The sequence below is a fragment of the Thalassospira alkalitolerans genome, from assembly GCF_002115745.1.
Taxonomy (GTDB): Bacteria; Pseudomonadota; Alphaproteobacteria; order Rhodospirillales; family Thalassospiraceae; genus Thalassospira; species Thalassospira alkalitolerans.
This window is the reverse complement of the sequence record NZ_JFKB01000007.1, coordinates 69,977-85,939: the sequence shown is the minus strand read 5'-3', so window position 1 is coordinate 85,939 and position 15,963 is coordinate 69,977. Positions and strand designations below refer to the sequence as shown.

The window sequence follows — 15,963 nt, the reverse complement described above, 5'->3', positions numbered from 1 at the left end:
GGCGCTATGACCAAGGCAATCTTGCCGGATCAAACAGGGTTTGGTCCGGTAATGTCAGGGCCAGCCAACCGCGTTTCCCCGGCCAGATGATCGAACGGTACTGGCCAAAATTGGCGTAGCGCACAATATATGCCACGCCATCCTTTTCAATCGATGCCGGTGCATAAACGTCAAGCGGGGTCATCATCCCGGTGGTCAGGGTTTTGGCCAGACTTTCACGCGCCACCCAAAGCAGGCTTGCGCCCGCAATATCATCAAGACCCAGCCTTCGAATGACACCCGCAACACCCGGCGCAAGCCCCGCAAGGACGGCGGGCATATCCTTGGCGGTCGGAAGATCAACATCAATCCCCATCGGATGGGCCTGATGAAAAACCATGGCCACGGCGAATTGATCCGAATGCGAGATCGAAATCGCTAGCCCCTGCAAGCCCGGCTGATCCGTGGTCAATATCGGCTGATCAAACACCCCCGATCCAATTTCGATTTCACGCGGGTTAATTTCCGGACAATGGGCGACCAATGCCGTCTTGGCCGCAATGCGACCACAGGTAAAACTTTGGCGCCGCCGATCATGGGCAAAACCCGCCATGCGGGCTTGTTCGGCGGAATGCAGCAGAATGTCGGCCTGTGCATCACGTTGGGCCGCATCCAAAAGATCAAGATCGACCACCGCCAATGTTGCCCGCAAAATATCGGTGGGAAATGTTCCCGTTTGCATACGACTGCCCACACCACGGCCCGCACCGTTTGGCCGGTGCAGCACAAGTGAATGGGTACGGATCAATTCAAGGGCGGACATCGGGCAGCCTGTTGCGCATCAAATCGGCTTAAACAAAAAGAATGCCCAAAGCGTGCTTTGGGCATTCCGGCAGATACAAATCTGAAAACCTGATGATCAATCAGGCTTTGGCGGTTGCAGCACCCGCAGCCGGTTTCGCCGTGGTTTTACCACCTTTGACGAATTCCGAAGCCTTGCGTTTGCCGTCTTCGAATTCGTCCTTGAAACGTTCTTTCATTTCATCGGCATCGAAATCGTTGGTGGTCCCGCCCTTGGCAAAGTGCCAAGCAAAAACACGACCCAATGCATAGGTGCAAGCACCGGCAAAGGTCGGCATGGCAACAACACCAAAGATCGTACCAACAACCGGAACCTTGCGGATCAGGGCCGCAGTTGCAAGACCAACACCAGTCATCGGCAGAACCGTTGCAACCAGGGTCGAAATCGAATTTTTGATGGCATTTTCAGAGAAAGGAACACCATAGATATCGCAAAGTTTTGCGATCATCCGCAGCTGAATGGTGCTGCTGGTGGCCATTTCAAGGAACGGAATCGGCACAAGACCGCCAACCGCAGCGTATACACTGTGACGGTGAATACAATCGCGTGACAGCGCCCGGACTTCGTCCACTTTTGCAGCGGTCAGTTCTTCAGTCTCTTCGATGGTTTCTGCTTCGGTCATGATCGCCTCTTCGGATTTGTACCAATGGGTTAAAGGTCAGGACGCACGCCTAAATTACCGTAAAACAATACTCGAAACACCCTCAAGTAGCAACGCGTTATGGCTGTTATTTGCTATCGGCTTTTGACACCTCAGGTTGGCCGGGTTGTTCATGTAATGCCGTTGGTCCTGTCTCGCTTTGTTTAATGGGCTCGAACGGCGCATTAACGGCGGGGTCAACCGCTGTTGTCTGCGGTTTCTGGTTATCATTCGTCGTTTCACCCGCCGGTGCGGTTTCTGCGGAATTGATTTGCGGGCCCTTGGTTCGTGGCTCTAACGGTGCACGAACACCGGGTGAAATTGCATTTTGCGGGGCAATTTCCTGAGCCCGGGCATTGAACTGCCCCGAATTTGGCAGCGTATCGGCACTATCATCTACAAGTTCCGCCCCGGGGCCTGATCCACCCGCCGATGGCGCATCGGCGGTATTAAGAATAACAGGCAGGCCGTCCCTGCCGCCGATGATAATCGTCTTGCTGTTTTTCGATGTCGCAAGCGTCATGGTGGCTTCGATGCCGCGCAGGCGCAGATATTCCTCGGTAATTGTCTTGGCGACGATATCCTGGAATTCACGAATACCTTCGGCTTCGATCTTTTTGCGCTGCTTTTCCTTTTCCTCGCGGGCAAGGCGGAAATCATATTCCAGCATGATCTGATATTGTTCGGCTTTGCGTTCGATGGCATCGGCCACGCGTTCGGGCAAAGTCACCGACCGGATCAGGACATCTTCGACCGACACAAGGCGCCCCTGAAAACTTTGATTAACCAGTGATGATCCCAGTTCGCTAACCATGCGTTCAAGGATTTCAGCCTGAATGAAGGCACGGGTTTCGGTATAAAGCTGTTCCGGGGTATAGCGCGAAATCAGTTCGCGGGCATGAGAGCCGATTTCCGGATAAACAAGAATTTCCGGATAGTCCGGCCCAACCAGTTTATGCAGCATTCCGACCGCTTCGCGATTGATGCGATAGCGCACCGCAATGTCGACTTCCATCGACAGGCCGTTTGATGAAATAGTGTCATAGACGCGTGCCTGATTTTGCAGACGGGCATCATAGATATACATCTCATCCCAGGGAAAGATCATGTGCATGCCTTCCCCAAAGCTTCTGTCAACCACGGTCCCGCCAAAGAAGCGATACCACAGAACACCGACATGACCGGCTGGTACGTTGATGAAGATCTGCGGTGCCAGCGCGAAAATCGCGATCAGCAAAAACAGCAGAACAATCAGGAAGGTCGTTCGCAAATGTCGCAGGTGTACGGCCGCACGGCTTGAAAATTCTCGCCAGAAATCGGCAATGCGCCGGGTTGGCCGACCGGTATCGGGACCAGCGCCATTATCATCCGGTGCATCGGGTGCGACTGTCGCGCTATCAACCATTCATCATCTCGTCATCGGGTATGTTGTGGCGCGGGCGGATCGCGTGTCAGTCATCTTCGATATCTTTTAGCTTTTCGCGTAGTTCTCGCGATGGGCGCGCGACGATCTGGACCAGAAAATCCCCAATCGGCGTGATAAAAATCGCCAACAGGAAATGCCCCAGAAAGCCGAAAGACGTCTTGCGACCCAACATGCCGCAAACAAGGCACGCAAGCAAATAAATAACCAACAAAATCAATTGCATCGTGCCAAAATCCATATTCCTGTTTTGGTGGAATTTTCTGTTATCACGCCGTTTTCGCATCCTGATTAAATTTCAGGCCATCCTTAAACTTCTGACGGAATGCGGGTTCTGCCTTTTCAGGATCAAAATCTAACATGGTCCCGCCCGTGGCGTAATGTTGTTGAAAGACCTTACCCAGCGCATAGGTAAAGGCCCCATTGAAACCAGGCATGGTCAAAACCCCCAGTGTCGATCCGACAACTGGCAGCACTTTGGCAAGGCTTGTAAAAATTCCGGTACTCAAAAGAGCCCGGCCCAACACGCCACTGGTGATACATGAGGTCAAGGCAGCGATCACAGATTTGCCGCTGCTTTTGTTGAACTTCACACCGTAAACGTCGCTAAGTTCGGCTAGCATTTTAAGCTGCACAGCGACCGTCGCGGCGGAATCAAGGACAGGTATCGGGACAAGTCCCGTGGTCGCAGCCCATAATACATTGCGCCGCACAACGCCATTCGCAAGGCGGTGCTGCTTTCGATGCTTCAGCACATCAAGCGTTTCGGCCCCCATCACATCCCCCAGTTTATTTGCGTCGTATAGAAGCATAATCGCTAACTATACACACTGCAAATCGAATCAAGGCGCTACGCAGACTTGACCCGCCCCAGAATGTAATCAACCATGTGGCCGACAAAACCATGTCCCAAAGAAAATTTCGCCATTAGCCGGGACGATGACTTTAAAATGGCTCCAGCCGAGGATACAACTTGAAGCTGTCATCAAAGATCGGTTTATCACTTTTCATTATTCTGGCAAGTGCGTTGAGCATGACTACCGTGCTGAACTACCTGCGATTCGACCAAACCCTGCACACCCTTTTGACCCAACGCATGAATGTCATCGTCAATGAAACCAGCCAGGATATTCTGGCGGTCATTGATCTGGGCCTGCGCCTTGAAAACATGGAAAACCTTCAGCCGATCCTGACCCGGCGCCTGCAAATGGCAAACAACATCCAAAGTGTTGCCGTGCTTGATTGCGATGGCATGCCGATCAGTGCTGCGACCAAATCACCAGATGATCAATCCGATCAAATTAGCCCGGCGGGCCAAATGACGACGATATCAGCACGATCAAAGGATCGCTGGATCGATTTTGTTCCGGGGCACGCCATTGCCGGTCAGATCCTGCGCGATAGTTTGGGGTTATGTGCGGGTCAATTGATTGTCACGGCAAATTCGAAAACATCCGATGCCAAAATCGCCCATGCATGGTTGGAAATGTGGAAATCAGCCGCCATCGGCATGGTGATGATCATCCCGACCCTTGGTGTTCTGTTCGTATTAATGCGCCGCCGCCACCGGGTATTTGAAGAATTAAATGAGGATCTGGCCCGTGCCATTGCGGGCAAAGCCCCAATTACCCAACCCCATGACGGTGATGTGTTAACGGCAAGCGAGATCGAATTGATTTCGCTTTATCGTGAAATTCGCGATCAGCTTCCGCGTAACAGCGATAACACCGACCCCCAACAATCACAGACTTCATTGCCCCCCAACACCGCAACGGGGGATGTCCGATGACCGATTTCAGCCCCCCCAAAGCAGCCCCCAATAGCCAACCGGCGCAACATGCCGATCATGCGCACAGCCGCCTGTTGCCCAAGGGGACGATCTGGATTTTGTTGCTGCTAAGCACCGTGACGCTGTGTCTGGCATTGATCAGCATATCCTGGCGGGCAGCCGATCTGGCGCGCGACGAGTTGCAAACCGAAATCACCGAAAAGGCCGAGATCGAAGCCCGCGCCCTTGGCGAGAAAATCGAAAAGGCACTGCATCTGGGCATTCCGCTGCGGGGCATTGTCGGTTTTGAAAGTGTCGTTGATAAATTGCGCGATGGTGACCCCGATCTGGTTTTCGCCGCCGTCACCAATGATCAAAACGATGTCTTGCATGCTGGCGGCCTGACCGGCGATGAAATTGGCCTCACATTGGCAGTGGCAACACCATCGCCAGATGACACCCCCTATATCGTGACCCGGCTGGCATTAACACATGACAACGATCACGAAGATATCGCGATTGTTCTGGGCCATACGCGCGCCGCCCTGATGCGCCCGGTTACCGACAATCTGTTTGATATCGCGATCATTTTTATTATCACCTTGGCCCTGTCATTCGAACTGATGTTGCTGGTATTAACGGTGAATGTCGCCCTGCCCGTGCGCGTTGCCCGCAAGGTTCTGGGCAATGTGCGGGACCGCAAGTTCACCTTGCTTCACGGTCAAAGCACCCATGACGAAATCGGCCAGTTCATGGAACGCATCAACGCCGTTATCAGCAGCACCGCCAAAAAGATCGGCACCCACCCGCAGACCGAACGCGAGGTCAGGCTGATTGGTGTGCGTATGCTGGCCTTTATGTTTGTTCTGGCCGAAGAACTGGCCCGCCCGATTATGCCGTCGTTCTTTAGTCAGGTCACATCGAGCAGTCTTGACGGCCAATTGGGGGCCGGTGTGGTCATGGCGGCACATCTTTTGATGGTTGCCCTTGCCATGCCAATCTGCAGCCTGTTTCAGGAACGGGTGGGATCGTTGCGCATGTATTTATGCGGTGCGTTTCTGGCAACACTTGGCCTGTTTGGCACCGCCTTTGCCGCAGGGATTTGGGATTTGGTGCTGTGGCGGGCATTATCGGGGATCGGATATGCGACAACCTTTGTCGCCTGCCAATCCTATGTACTTAACGCCACCAACAGCAGCAACCGGACACAGGGCACGGCAATGATGGTTAGCGGCATCATGCTGGCCGATATTTGCGGACCGGCAATTGGCGGCATTGTTGCCGGGCATTTCGGCCCGGATACGACGTTTCTTGGCGGTGCGGCGATTGCAAGCCTGGCCGTGGCATTGGCCTTTTTCCTGATGGATAATATGGTGCGCGGCAAAACCCCGCCGCCGATCCCGACCAAGGCCGCATTAAAGGCGATGCTGGGTAATCGCCGGTTACAGGTGTTGATCCTGTTTGCCGCCATGCCCGCCAAACTAATCCTAAGCGGCTTTTTATATTACCTGACGCCGATCATTTTGCTGCAATCAGGGGCCACCACCGCCGAAACCGGGCGGGTTATCATGCTATATGGGCTGGTCGCCATTCTGACCGGCTGGTTCATTGCCAAATGGACCGACAAAAGCCAAAACGAAACCCGTGCGGTTGGGATTGGCGGCGGGCTTACCGCCGCCGGATTGCTTTTGGCCGGCTGGATGCCGGAATATGCGACTTTTGCCGTGGCCGTGGCCGTGCTGGGTTTGGCACAGGCAACCTCGATCCCGGCGCAACTGTCGGCTAGCTTGAAACTCAGCAAGGATTTCACCGAACAGCATGGCACGGGGCCGGTTTTAGCCGTGTTGCGATTGACCGAAAGGCTGGGCGGGGCGATTGGCCCGCTATTGGCCGCCGGGCTAACACTTTGGGTTGGGACCACACAGGCGGTATGGATTTTGGGCGCATTTGCCGCCGTTTCGGTGCTGTGCTTTGAACTTTTGATCGGTCATGTTCCGGCGGAACAAAAAGACGAAGGGACCGTAAAATGAAAACCCAACGTCCCGACAAAGGCGGAATTTGGCGATCCGGCGGCCTTTTCACCGCCCTGATCGTACTGGCCTGTCTTTTTGTCCCCGATGCCAATGCACAACAATCGGCCAAAGAACCGTTAAAGATTGCCATGATCCTGTGGCGCGGCGAAACCCGCGTCGAAGAAGGCTTCCGCGCCTATTTCAGCGAAGAAAACATTCCGGTCGAACTGACCGTTCATGACATCGGGCGTGACTTATCGAAAATACCGGGAATTATCGACGACATCCGCAACAACCCGCCTGATCTGGTTTATACTTGGGGCACCGGAATTACATCAGCCGTTGCAGGCAAATATAACGCCGCCGATCCCGCCAAAAACATCACCGAGCTTCCAATTGTCTTTGTGATGGTGTCATCGCCCTGGAAAACCGGGATCGCCGCCCCCACGGGGCAAAGCCGCCCCAATGTAACCGGGGCCACGCATATGGCGCCGCTAGCCGCACAAATCAACGCCATCCGGGCCTATCGCCCGATGGACAAACTTGGCGTGGTCTATAACAGTGCTGAAGACAATTCAGTATCCAACATCAATGATCTGACCGAACTTGGCAAAACCATGGGGTTTGACGTTCTGGCCGCACCGCTTGGCACAGATCGGGCCCCCACACCGGACGACATCGGCCCGGCGGTTGCCAGCCTGACCAAACGCGGGGCCGATATTTTATATATCGGGCCGGATAACTTTATCGGCAATTACCGCGATATTTTGACTGATGCCGGATTTGCCAACGGGCTGGCGGCATTTAGCGCGACCGAACTTGAAGTCCGCGATGGGCAGGCCATGCTGGGCCTTGTCAGCCGTTACGAACTGGTCGGGCGCCTTGCGGCAAGCAAGGTTTCCGAAATCCTGATTGACGGCGTTTCACCGGCAGATATCCCGATTGAAACGCTGGATCGGTTTTCGTACCTTGTGCGACTTTCGGCCGCGCGCAAGCTAAACCTCTATCCGCCGCTGGCGTTGCTTGACTATGCGGAAATCATCGAATGATCCCATTGATACGGCTGGACCAATCACAGCTTGGCGCGGTGATTGCCCTGCATCATGATATGCTGGCGGAACTGGCCCCCGGAATGGCCGCCACCGAGACCGATCAGTTTTTCACCGATCATCTTGACGCCTGCGGACAAATCTTTGGCGCGTTTTCCGGGGATCGCCTGATGGCCTATTGCATATTGGGTATCCCACGCAAAGAAGATCCCAATTTCGGAATCGATCACGGTCTTTCCCCCGATCAATTTGATCAGGTTGCCCATATTGATGGTGCAGCAGTCGATCCGGCATGGCGCGGACAGGGATGGCAACGTCGCATGATCAACCACCGGCTTGATATTGCCAAAAACCTTGGCCGATCCATCACGTTAAGCACCGTCGCCCCCGCCAATTCCGCCAGCCTGTTCAATATGATTTCGACCGGTTTGACAATTCGGGGATTGATCCAAAAATTTGGCGGCGACCGGTTTTTAATGCGCCGCGATATTGCCCCGGCCGCAGACCAAAAGACGCCACCATCAACAAATCAGGCACAACCCCCGGCAATCTGGTGTGACAGCACCGATCTTGTCACCTGTCAAAAGCTGCTGGACGATGGGTATATCGGTCAATATTGCCAATATTCAGCCCCGCATTCTGTGCCCCGTATCGGTTGGGTTGCGGGCCGATAAACCACAAGAAACGTTATTTTTTCTGATCGCTGTAATCTGGTTTCGGCGGTCTGTTTGGATCGACCTGATGGTAATATTTTTGCCAGTCACAGGCATGCGCATCGGTTTCCCAATAGCAGGCCGCCCCTTTGTGGAAGGGCAGGAAATTGCCCTTTTTAAACATGTCTTCCACAACCACGCTGCCAAATGCCGGATACAGTTGCTTCATCAGCCCGATATTTTCGTGAATGATCCGCGTGATCCAATATACCACATAGGGATCAGCCGGTTCATAGGCGATCAGGGACGCCTTAAAGCCATATGATGAAATGGCTTTTTCCTGTGCGGAATATGTTTTGGCCGGTAAAACCTGATTAAAGAAATACTGATTGGCCTTGACCATTTCATCGGTCAACGGCCCGCCCATACCGACAACCCGTGCCTCGCATGCAAGCGCGTCTTCGATCAGCGAAGCCGGATGTCCGATCCATAGCCCGAACGCATCAATGTAATCTTCGCAGATACCCAAAGTGTTATAGTCTTGGGCGACGCTATAAACCGTTTCCAGATCATCAAGCGAAAGACCATATCGCGACAGAAGTTCAAGCCACAATTCACGCGATGCCGATCCTTCGGGCCCGATATTGATGCGTTTACCCCGCAGGTCGCCAACAGATTCAATCCCCGAATCATTGCGAACCACCAGCAACCCCATTTCATCATGCAACGACATCACCGAACGTGCACCGGGAATGGGGACGATGCCTTTTTGGGCTTCCCAATTATTGTTCGATTGCACGATCGTCAATTGCACCCGACCTTCTTTCATCAGGCGGATATTGCTGCCAACCCCTTGGGATCGCAACGGAACACAATGAACACGGTGGCGCTCGAACGTACGTTCCATCATCTCGCAAATCTGGGCGGCGACATTGAAATAGACCCCGCTGGTGCTGCCACTATAGATCGCGGCGTAATAGGATCGCACGGTTTGGCCATCTGCCATCATACCGGTATTACTGTACGCCACCAGACTGGATGGATCGTTGGTTTTCCGGCGGTATTGCGATAATGGGATGGCATCTGGCTTATAGATCATCCCGTCAATCATATCCGGATTGACGGTCATCTGTTCGCGCGGAATATCATCGAAGCGATCAATATCGATATTGGGCAAAACCTGGGCCGTTGACGTATCCAAGGCCGTATTTTCAGCCCCGTTCTCAACTGGCGCGCTGTCTTGTGCATAGGCACAAAATGACGCCCCCATCAGCGCAAGGGCGCAAACAAGCGTATTGGTCACAATCGATTTGATGCTGAATTCAGGGCGCAATCTGTTCCACACATGATTTGTTACATGGGCCATTTTTTTGCAGTCTAAAGGATCGCAAGGAAGAACGTCGAGAGCGAAGATAAATTAATGCGCTTGTTCACAACAACATAACACAATCGTTGATATTCAGTTTGCATTTGACGCGACATTATCTGCACCTCATAAACCATAACAATATCAAAAAACAAACCAAGCTCTTGCCAAAATTCGGAGAAATGAATGACAACCATAGACGCCCTGAAACCCGGGCGCGAAGACATATATCAGGCATTTGACCTGATATCTTCCTGGTTGGAATATCAACAAAGTCCGCTGATCCCAGCACCTGGCCTTGCCCGTGAACTTGATCTTGGTGCGGTCTGGATCAAAGATGAGAGCAAGCGATTTGGTCTGGGGGGGGTTAAGGCACTTGGCGCCCCCTATGGCTTGAAACAGCAACTTTTGAAGCGCGGTCTGACACCGGGAAGCCCGCAATGTGCGGACTATACGGCAATTGCCGCAACCGATGGCAATCATGGTCTTGCCGTTGCGTGGGCGGCACAAAAGTTTGGCTGCCATGCGCAAATCTATGTCGGCAGCGACGTCGATCAGGCCCGCATTCAGCGCATCGTCAATAACGGTGCTGAAATCATCCGGATCAAGGGCACTTATGACGATGCCGTTGTCGCCGCCGAAGCGGCGGCAAAATCCCAAAATATCCTTTTGATCACCGATACCGATTACGGTGACACCCTTGACGTTACGCGTGACATCATGGCCGGTTATGCCGTTTTGGGCATTGAATGCACCCGCCAGCTTCAACGCACCAACAGCATTCCAAGCCATGTTTTCCTGCAATGCGGGGTTGGTGGCATGGCCGCAGGATGCGCGATGGGGCTTTGGCATGAAAGCGGACAAAAACCCAATGTCTATTCGGTCGAGGCAACAAATGCCGCCTGCATTAAGGCCAGCCTTGCCAAGAACAAACTAACATCGGTTCCGGGCAAACTTTTAACCCGCATGATCGGGCTGTCTTGCGGGCGTCCAAGTTTTCCGGCCTTCGAGATTTTACGCGCGGTTTGCAAGGACAGCATTGCAATCAACGATGACGTTGCAAAACAGGTTCAAGACAGGCTTTCATCCGGGATCAATGACGATCAACCGCTTGATACATGGGATACCGGGATCGCCGGGATTGCCGGGCTTTGGCATGTGGCAAAAAGCGCCGAACTCAGAAAGCGTTTTGGCTTGAACACCCAGAGCGAGGTGCTTGTGGTGAACAGCGAAGGGGCGATCCCCGCCCCATAACAGCACAACACAACATCGGGGCACTTTCTGCGTGAAAAACCGTCGATCATATGCCATCGACTAGACAGTCTCGCGGGGCGCGGCTACAGTCATAATGAACGATACACAATTTACCAATCCGGGCTCATTGGGGACTGCAAACAAATGAAATTGCTGGAACTGTTGTCCTGGGGAGATAACAGACTGATGGCCCGGCTTGCTGTTGCCGGGGCGCTTTCCGGTGCGGGCAGTGCCGTGTTGCTGGGGCTGGTTAATACCGCCGCCGAGGAAATTTCAGATAACGGTGTCGATCAGGTTGACTGGCTTTTGGCCGGTGGTTTTATCGCCTTGGCCATCGTCTATTTTCTGGCTGAAGTCTATTTGCTCAGCAATATTTCGACCCAGATCGAACAGGGCATAGACAAGGTCCGCAAAAAGCTTCTGGATCAGCTTGCTCATGCGGATTTCGCCCAGCTTGAAACCTTTGGCCAGTCCAGACTGTTTGACAGCATCACCCAAAGCACACAGGTCATTTCGCAAAACTCGCATATGATCGGGATGTCATTCCGCTCCCTGCTGCTGGTTATCGCGGTGATGATCTATGTATTTTGGCTTTCCATGCTGGCGTTTTTCCTGATCATTTTGGTGATCGGACTTGGCGTGGTGGTTTATCTGCGTATGGGCAAAACTCTGACCGCATGGTTTGGCAAGCTCCATCAGGTCAAAACCGAATTATTTGGCAAGGTCGCCGACCTGTTTTCCGGCATCAAGGAAGTTCGGATGTGGTCTTTGCGCAGCAATGCGCTTTATGAGTCATTCCGTATCAATTCCCTTGAAAAAGAACAGATCGGTGCGGAAACCCACAGCCTGACATTCCGTCAGATGATCATGGGCATGACCGCCTTTTACATCCTTTTGGCCGTGATTGTGTTTATCGTTCCGGTCTATGCCGAGAATTTCAGCACAACCATTTCAAAAGTCAGCACCGCTGTTTTGTTTATGATCGGCCCGATCAGCACGGTGGTTCAGGCCATGACAGTCTTGGGTTCTGCCGAACAGGCTGCACAGCGCATGGTAGTGCTATCAAAGGATTTGCGCGCCATCAAGGAACCGATTGTCGACGATGGGACCAAGCTGCCCGATACGTTTAAAAGTATTGCGTTTGAGGATGTCAGCTTTACCTATCCCAATCGCGATCCGCGCCATGGTTTTGTTCTCGGCCCGATCAGTCTTGCCATCAAAAAGGGCGAACTGATTTTTGTCACCGGCGGAAACGGGGCCGGGAAATCAACCCTGATCAAGCTTCTAACAGCCCTTTACCGTCCGGTATCTGGCACAATCCGCTATGATGACATCCAGCTTGGCACACAAAACATTGCATCTTTCCGCAACAAGATCGCGACGGTGTTTTCCGATTTTCACCTGTTTTCCGACCTGCATGGGATTCCCGAAATTGATCCGGAAGAAGCCAATCATTGGCTTAATCTGTTTGAACTTTCGCATGTAACGGGCATTCGCGATGGAAAGTTTGTGACCATTGCGCTTTCGGCCGGACAACGTAAACGACTTGGCCTGATAACTGCTATTCTGGAACATCGTCCGGTCATGGTGCTGGATGAATGGGCGGCGGATCAGGACCCGCAGTTTCGCAAGAAATTCTATTACGAAATTCTGCCGCAAATCAAAGCCCGCGGCACGACCATTATCGCCGTAACCCATGATGACCATTATTTCGATGCGGCGGATCGTCGCCTGCATCTTGAAGGCGGAACCCTGCATGAGCTTGACCGCAACGATCCACGCGGAAGGATTTGATCATGTTGCTTCTTGATCTTCTGCGATCCCAAAGCCGAAGCGATTTACGACTGGCTGTTGCCTTATTATCGCTGGCATCGATTGCGACCACCATGGTTCTGGTTATCGTCAATATGGCGACCGAACAGGCCGAAAACGGCGAAGCAAGCATGCGGCTTTTGGCCATGATGGGGCTGTCGCTGATCGGGTATATCTGGGCACAAAAGAAATCCAGCGACATGATCGCCACCGAGGTCGAGCATATCCTGCACGAACTTCGGCTCAGAATTTTTGACAGTGTACGCAAGGCAGGCCCCGATACCCTTGCCAAAGTTGGCCAGGGCACGGTGCAAGCCGCGCTGACACAGGAAATGCAGACCGTATCCGGCGCCTTGCCCTTAATGCTGAACGGTGTGCAGCAAGTGGTTCTGCTGATTTGTGTGTCAGTATATCTTGCCTGGCTGTCGACCTTTGCCTTTGTGATGATTACAGTTCTGGCAATTGTTGTCTCGACCATCCACCTGCAACGTATCCGACGCATCAATGCCGCGACACGGGCGGCGGTTGAAGACGAAAACCTTTTGTTTGGCGGCCTTACCGACCTTTTGCAGGGCTTTAAGGAAGTCAAGATGAACAGTCAGCGCCGGGATGCGCTGATCAAGGGGCTTGATGATCGTTCGACCCGGGCGCGTGATACCAAATCAACCGTCAAGGCACAGTGGTCGCGTGAGTTCGCCCTGATCCAACTGGCATTTTACGGCATGATGGCGGCGATGGTGTTTATCATTCCGATCTTTACATCCGACTATCACGATGTTGCCGTACAGACCACCACAGCGGCCCTGTTTATGATCGGCCCGATCGGTGCAGCGGTGGCATCTGTACCAAGCTTTGGCGATGCCGATGTTGCACTTCGCAAGATCAATGACATTGACCATCAACTTGAAGATGCCCTTGGCCAACACCAAGATCACGATGCAAAAATCCCCCCTGCCACCGACAAAGCCAAACAGGCCACCGCGAAATTGCAAACCGCCCTTGGCAATATCAACGAACTTGCCTTGCGTGATATTCGCTTTGCCTATCCCGGCACATCCGACAGCCCGGGCTTTGCCGTTGGCCCGATCAATGCCGTGTTTCACAAGGGTGAAATTACCTTTATCACTGGCGGCAACGGAGCCGGAAAATCAACCATCATTGCACTGTTAATCGGTTTGCGCCCGGTTGCCAGCGGGACGATTTCGGTCAATGACTGCCCGATCCCGACAAATGCCTTGCAGCAATACCGCGATCAATTCGCGACCGTACTTTCCGATTACCATCTGTTTCGCGAACTTTACGGCATCGACACAATTGATGCTGACCGCGTCAAGATGTTGCTGGCGCAAATGGAGATCGAGGACAAGGTTGACCTTGATGGGCGGGCATTTTCAACAACCGCCCTTTCGCAGGGACAGCGCAAGCGACTGGCCCTGATTGCCGCCCAGTTGGAAGAAAAGCCCATTCTGGTTCTGGATGAATGGGCGGCGGATCAGGACCCGCATTTTCGGTCTGTGTTCTATGAAAAAATCCTGCCTGCGCTTCGCGATCAGGGCAAGATCATCATTTGTGTAACCCATGATGATCGATGGTTTGATCAGGCAGACCGAATTTATCATGTGCGGGACGGTGAATTTATCGACGGACGTGCCGGGGCATCGGCCTGAAGATACGGAACGGACAGAAACGGAACAGCCCGGATCAGAACCTAATCCAGCAAGGCATTCTTGACGGTATAGATAATATCATCCCCGGCATCGCGCAAAAAGAAATGCCCGCCCGGCAGGATATGCTTGGCAAATTCACCCCCTGTCGCCGTCGCCCAGTCATCCAGTTCGATGGGCACCGGATTGGGGTCATCTGCCCCGCCAAAGGCCGTAATGGGGCAAGATAGCACGGGCAATCCCAATGATATGGCGGTTTCGGAAAGTTTGAAATCTGCCCGCAGGTTGGGTTCAAACAAATCGCGATATTCAGCGTTGTCCAAAATCTCGCGCGGTGTACCACCGTAATGGGCAATCCCCTGCCAAAACGCATCAGAGGGCAATCCATGAAGCGGCGGCCTGTGCCCGGATATCGTCGGCCCGCGCCGGGCAGCGACAAACAGATGCATCGGCACCGCCTGCCCCGATTGTTGCAGATGGCAGGCAAGATGATGGGCAATCAAGGCCCCCATCGAATAGCCGAAAAAGGCAAACGGTCGATCAAGACAGTTTTTCAAACCATTGGCAAGGGCCGCAACCATAGTGGCAAGATCATCAATCACCGGATCGCCAAACCGCTGCTCGCGCCCCGGCAAACTGACGGGGATCACATCAACATCAGATGGAAATTGCGTCAACCAGGGCCGATAGGCCAGCCCGCCGCCCCCGGCAAACGGAAAACAAAACAGCCGCAACCGGGCCTGCGCAGTAACATGGTTATTTACCCAGACATTTTTCGTCATGATATCCGATGTGCTTGGGGTCAAAAGGATGGCCTGACAATCATTACCGGGCACAGATTACGTGCCCGGATAATTCTGTGCAACATCAGTCCTCTAATCCCTGCAAGGTTAGCTTGCACATATGATGCGATCAATCAGATGGCATCCGACGCTGACCTTAGATCCGAGCCAGTGAACCCGAAAATTCATCCATCGTGGCAATGGCAATCACCTCGGCCTGTGATTGCGCAACCGGATCGGTTTGGCCGGTTGCCTTAAAGGCGGCTTCGTAGTTACACCAGCCCTGATAAAAATCCCGACCATTTGCATCGCCATCAAACAACCAGCGCGACAATGCATCGATGTCACGATTTGGATCACGATATTCGATATCAATACCGATCATTCCCCCGGGGCGGGTCGAAATGGCGACCGCGACCAGATCACGACTGTGGCTGATACTTGCGCAATACCTCACACCGTTGCAAACCACAACAGAGCGCCCTGATGCTTCGCGAACAGTTTCAATGTCAACACCGACCCAAATGCGACGGCCAAGATCGCCCAGCATTTTCCAGCCCTGCTTTGAACTTTTCCGTCGCCGTTCTGCCCGGCCGCCTTGTAAATTCGTGACCTGTTGCCAGCACCAAAATACTGTACCGTCATAAGCCGTTTGAATTTCAGGAGGTGCAGAATTTTTCATTAACCTAGCAATTTTTG

Annotated in this window: 15 protein-coding genes; 7 read left to right on the top strand and 8 right to left on the bottom strand. The window is 53.1% G+C overall.

All coding sequences use genetic code 11. From position 1 onward, the window contains the following. Window positions 1-4: 4 nt before the first annotated feature. The 5 genes from TALK_RS11570 to TALK_RS11550 all read right to left on the bottom strand — a co-directional run bounded on the left by TALK_RS11570 (window position 5) and on the right by TALK_RS11550 (window position 3,716). Window positions 5-802 carry a 4'-phosphopantetheinyl transferase family protein gene (locus tag TALK_RS11570; RefSeq protein ID WP_085618998.1) on the bottom strand — a complete coding sequence of 266 codons (798 nt, stop codon included), beginning with the start codon at window positions 800-802 and terminating at the stop codon, window positions 5-7. A gap of 100 nt (window positions 803-902) precedes the next feature. Then, a complete protein-coding gene (locus TALK_RS11565; protein ID WP_085618996.1) occupies window positions 903-1,463 on the bottom strand; it encodes a YcjF family protein in 561 nt (186 codons plus the stop codon). A 106-nt stretch (window positions 1,464-1,569) separates the two neighbouring features. Continuing rightward, window positions 1,570-2,886: a prohibitin family protein gene (locus tag TALK_RS11560; protein WP_085618994.1), complete on the bottom strand. Its 1,317-nt coding sequence runs from the start codon at window positions 2,884-2,886 to the stop codon at window positions 1,570-1,572. Between the two features lie 46 nt (window positions 2,887-2,932). After that, window positions 2,933-3,130, bottom strand: a complete 198-nt coding sequence (locus TALK_RS11555; RefSeq protein WP_085619235.1) for a hypothetical protein — start codon at window positions 3,128-3,130, stop codon at window positions 2,933-2,935. 43 nt (window positions 3,131-3,173) lie between these two features. After that, complete coding sequence (locus tag TALK_RS11550; RefSeq protein ID WP_085618992.1) at window positions 3,174-3,716, bottom strand: YcjF family protein; 543 nt, start codon at window positions 3,714-3,716, stop codon at window positions 3,174-3,176. A 161-nt stretch (window positions 3,717-3,877) separates the two neighbouring features. Here TALK_RS11550 and TALK_RS11545 point away from each other — a divergent pair, with 161 nt between their 5' ends. Genes TALK_RS11545 through TALK_RS11530 form a run of 4 tightly spaced genes read left to right on the top strand, consistent with a single transcriptional unit; the run spans window position 3,878 to window position 8,407 of the window. Continuing rightward, entirely contained in the window at window positions 3,878-4,693 is an 816-nt protein-coding gene (locus TALK_RS11545) for a hypothetical protein (protein ID WP_085618990.1), read from the top strand. Continuing rightward, entirely contained in the window at window positions 4,690-6,702 is a 2,013-nt protein-coding gene (locus TALK_RS11540) for an MFS transporter (RefSeq protein ID WP_085618988.1), read from the top strand. Before TALK_RS11545 ends, TALK_RS11540 begins: the two co-directional genes overlap by 4 nt. Beyond that, window positions 6,699-7,733, top strand: a complete 1,035-nt coding sequence (locus TALK_RS11535) for an ABC transporter substrate-binding protein (protein WP_085618986.1) — start codon at window positions 6,699-6,701, stop codon at window positions 7,731-7,733. The genes TALK_RS11540 and TALK_RS11535 overlap by 4 nt, the downstream gene beginning before the upstream one ends. Beyond that, complete coding sequence (locus tag TALK_RS11530) at window positions 7,730-8,407, top strand: GNAT family N-acetyltransferase (RefSeq protein WP_085618984.1); 678 nt, start codon at window positions 7,730-7,732, stop codon at window positions 8,405-8,407. The genes TALK_RS11535 and TALK_RS11530 overlap by 4 nt, the downstream gene beginning before the upstream one ends. Before the next feature lie 13 nt (window positions 8,408-8,420). Here the strand turns inward: TALK_RS11530 and TALK_RS11525 are convergent, their stop codons facing one another. Next, on the bottom strand, window positions 8,421-9,689 hold the full coding sequence (locus tag TALK_RS11525; protein WP_169715010.1) for a TAXI family TRAP transporter solute-binding subunit: 1,269 nt from the start codon (window positions 9,687-9,689) through the stop codon (window positions 8,421-8,423). A 249-nt stretch (window positions 9,690-9,938) separates the two neighbouring features. Between TALK_RS11525 and TALK_RS11520 the strand changes: the two genes are divergently transcribed. The 3 genes from TALK_RS11520 (at window position 9,939) to TALK_RS11510 (ending at window position 14,485) form a co-directional block, all read left to right on the top strand. Beyond that, window positions 9,939-11,006 (top strand): diaminopropionate ammonia-lyase, encoded by a 1,068-nt coding sequence (locus tag TALK_RS11520; protein ID WP_085618981.1) that lies wholly within the window; start codon window positions 9,939-9,941, stop codon window positions 11,004-11,006. 144 nt (window positions 11,007-11,150) lie between these two features. Further along, window positions 11,151-12,800 carry a cyclic peptide export ABC transporter gene (locus TALK_RS11515; RefSeq protein WP_085618979.1) on the top strand — a complete coding sequence of 550 codons (1,650 nt, stop codon included), beginning with the start codon at window positions 11,151-11,153 and terminating at the stop codon, window positions 12,798-12,800. Window positions 12,801-12,802: 2 nt separating this feature from the next. Then, entirely contained in the window at window positions 12,803-14,485 is a 1,683-nt protein-coding gene (locus TALK_RS11510) for a cyclic peptide export ABC transporter (protein ID WP_085618977.1), read from the top strand. Between the two features lie 41 nt (window positions 14,486-14,526). Here TALK_RS11510 and TALK_RS11505 read toward each other — a convergent pair whose 3' ends face one another. Together TALK_RS11505 and TALK_RS11500 are read right to left on the bottom strand one after the other, a co-directional pair. Further along, the gene (locus tag TALK_RS11505) at window positions 14,527-15,264 is read right to left on the bottom strand and encodes a thioesterase II family protein (RefSeq protein WP_139833804.1); all 738 of its coding nucleotides are present in this window, start codon (window positions 15,262-15,264) and stop codon (window positions 14,527-14,529) included. A 157-nt stretch (window positions 15,265-15,421) separates the two neighbouring features. Beyond that, on the bottom strand, window positions 15,422-15,814 hold the full coding sequence (locus tag TALK_RS11500) for a 4'-phosphopantetheinyl transferase family protein (protein ID WP_085618973.1): 393 nt from the start codon (window positions 15,812-15,814) through the stop codon (window positions 15,422-15,424). Between the last annotated feature and the right edge of the window lie 149 nt (window positions 15,815-15,963).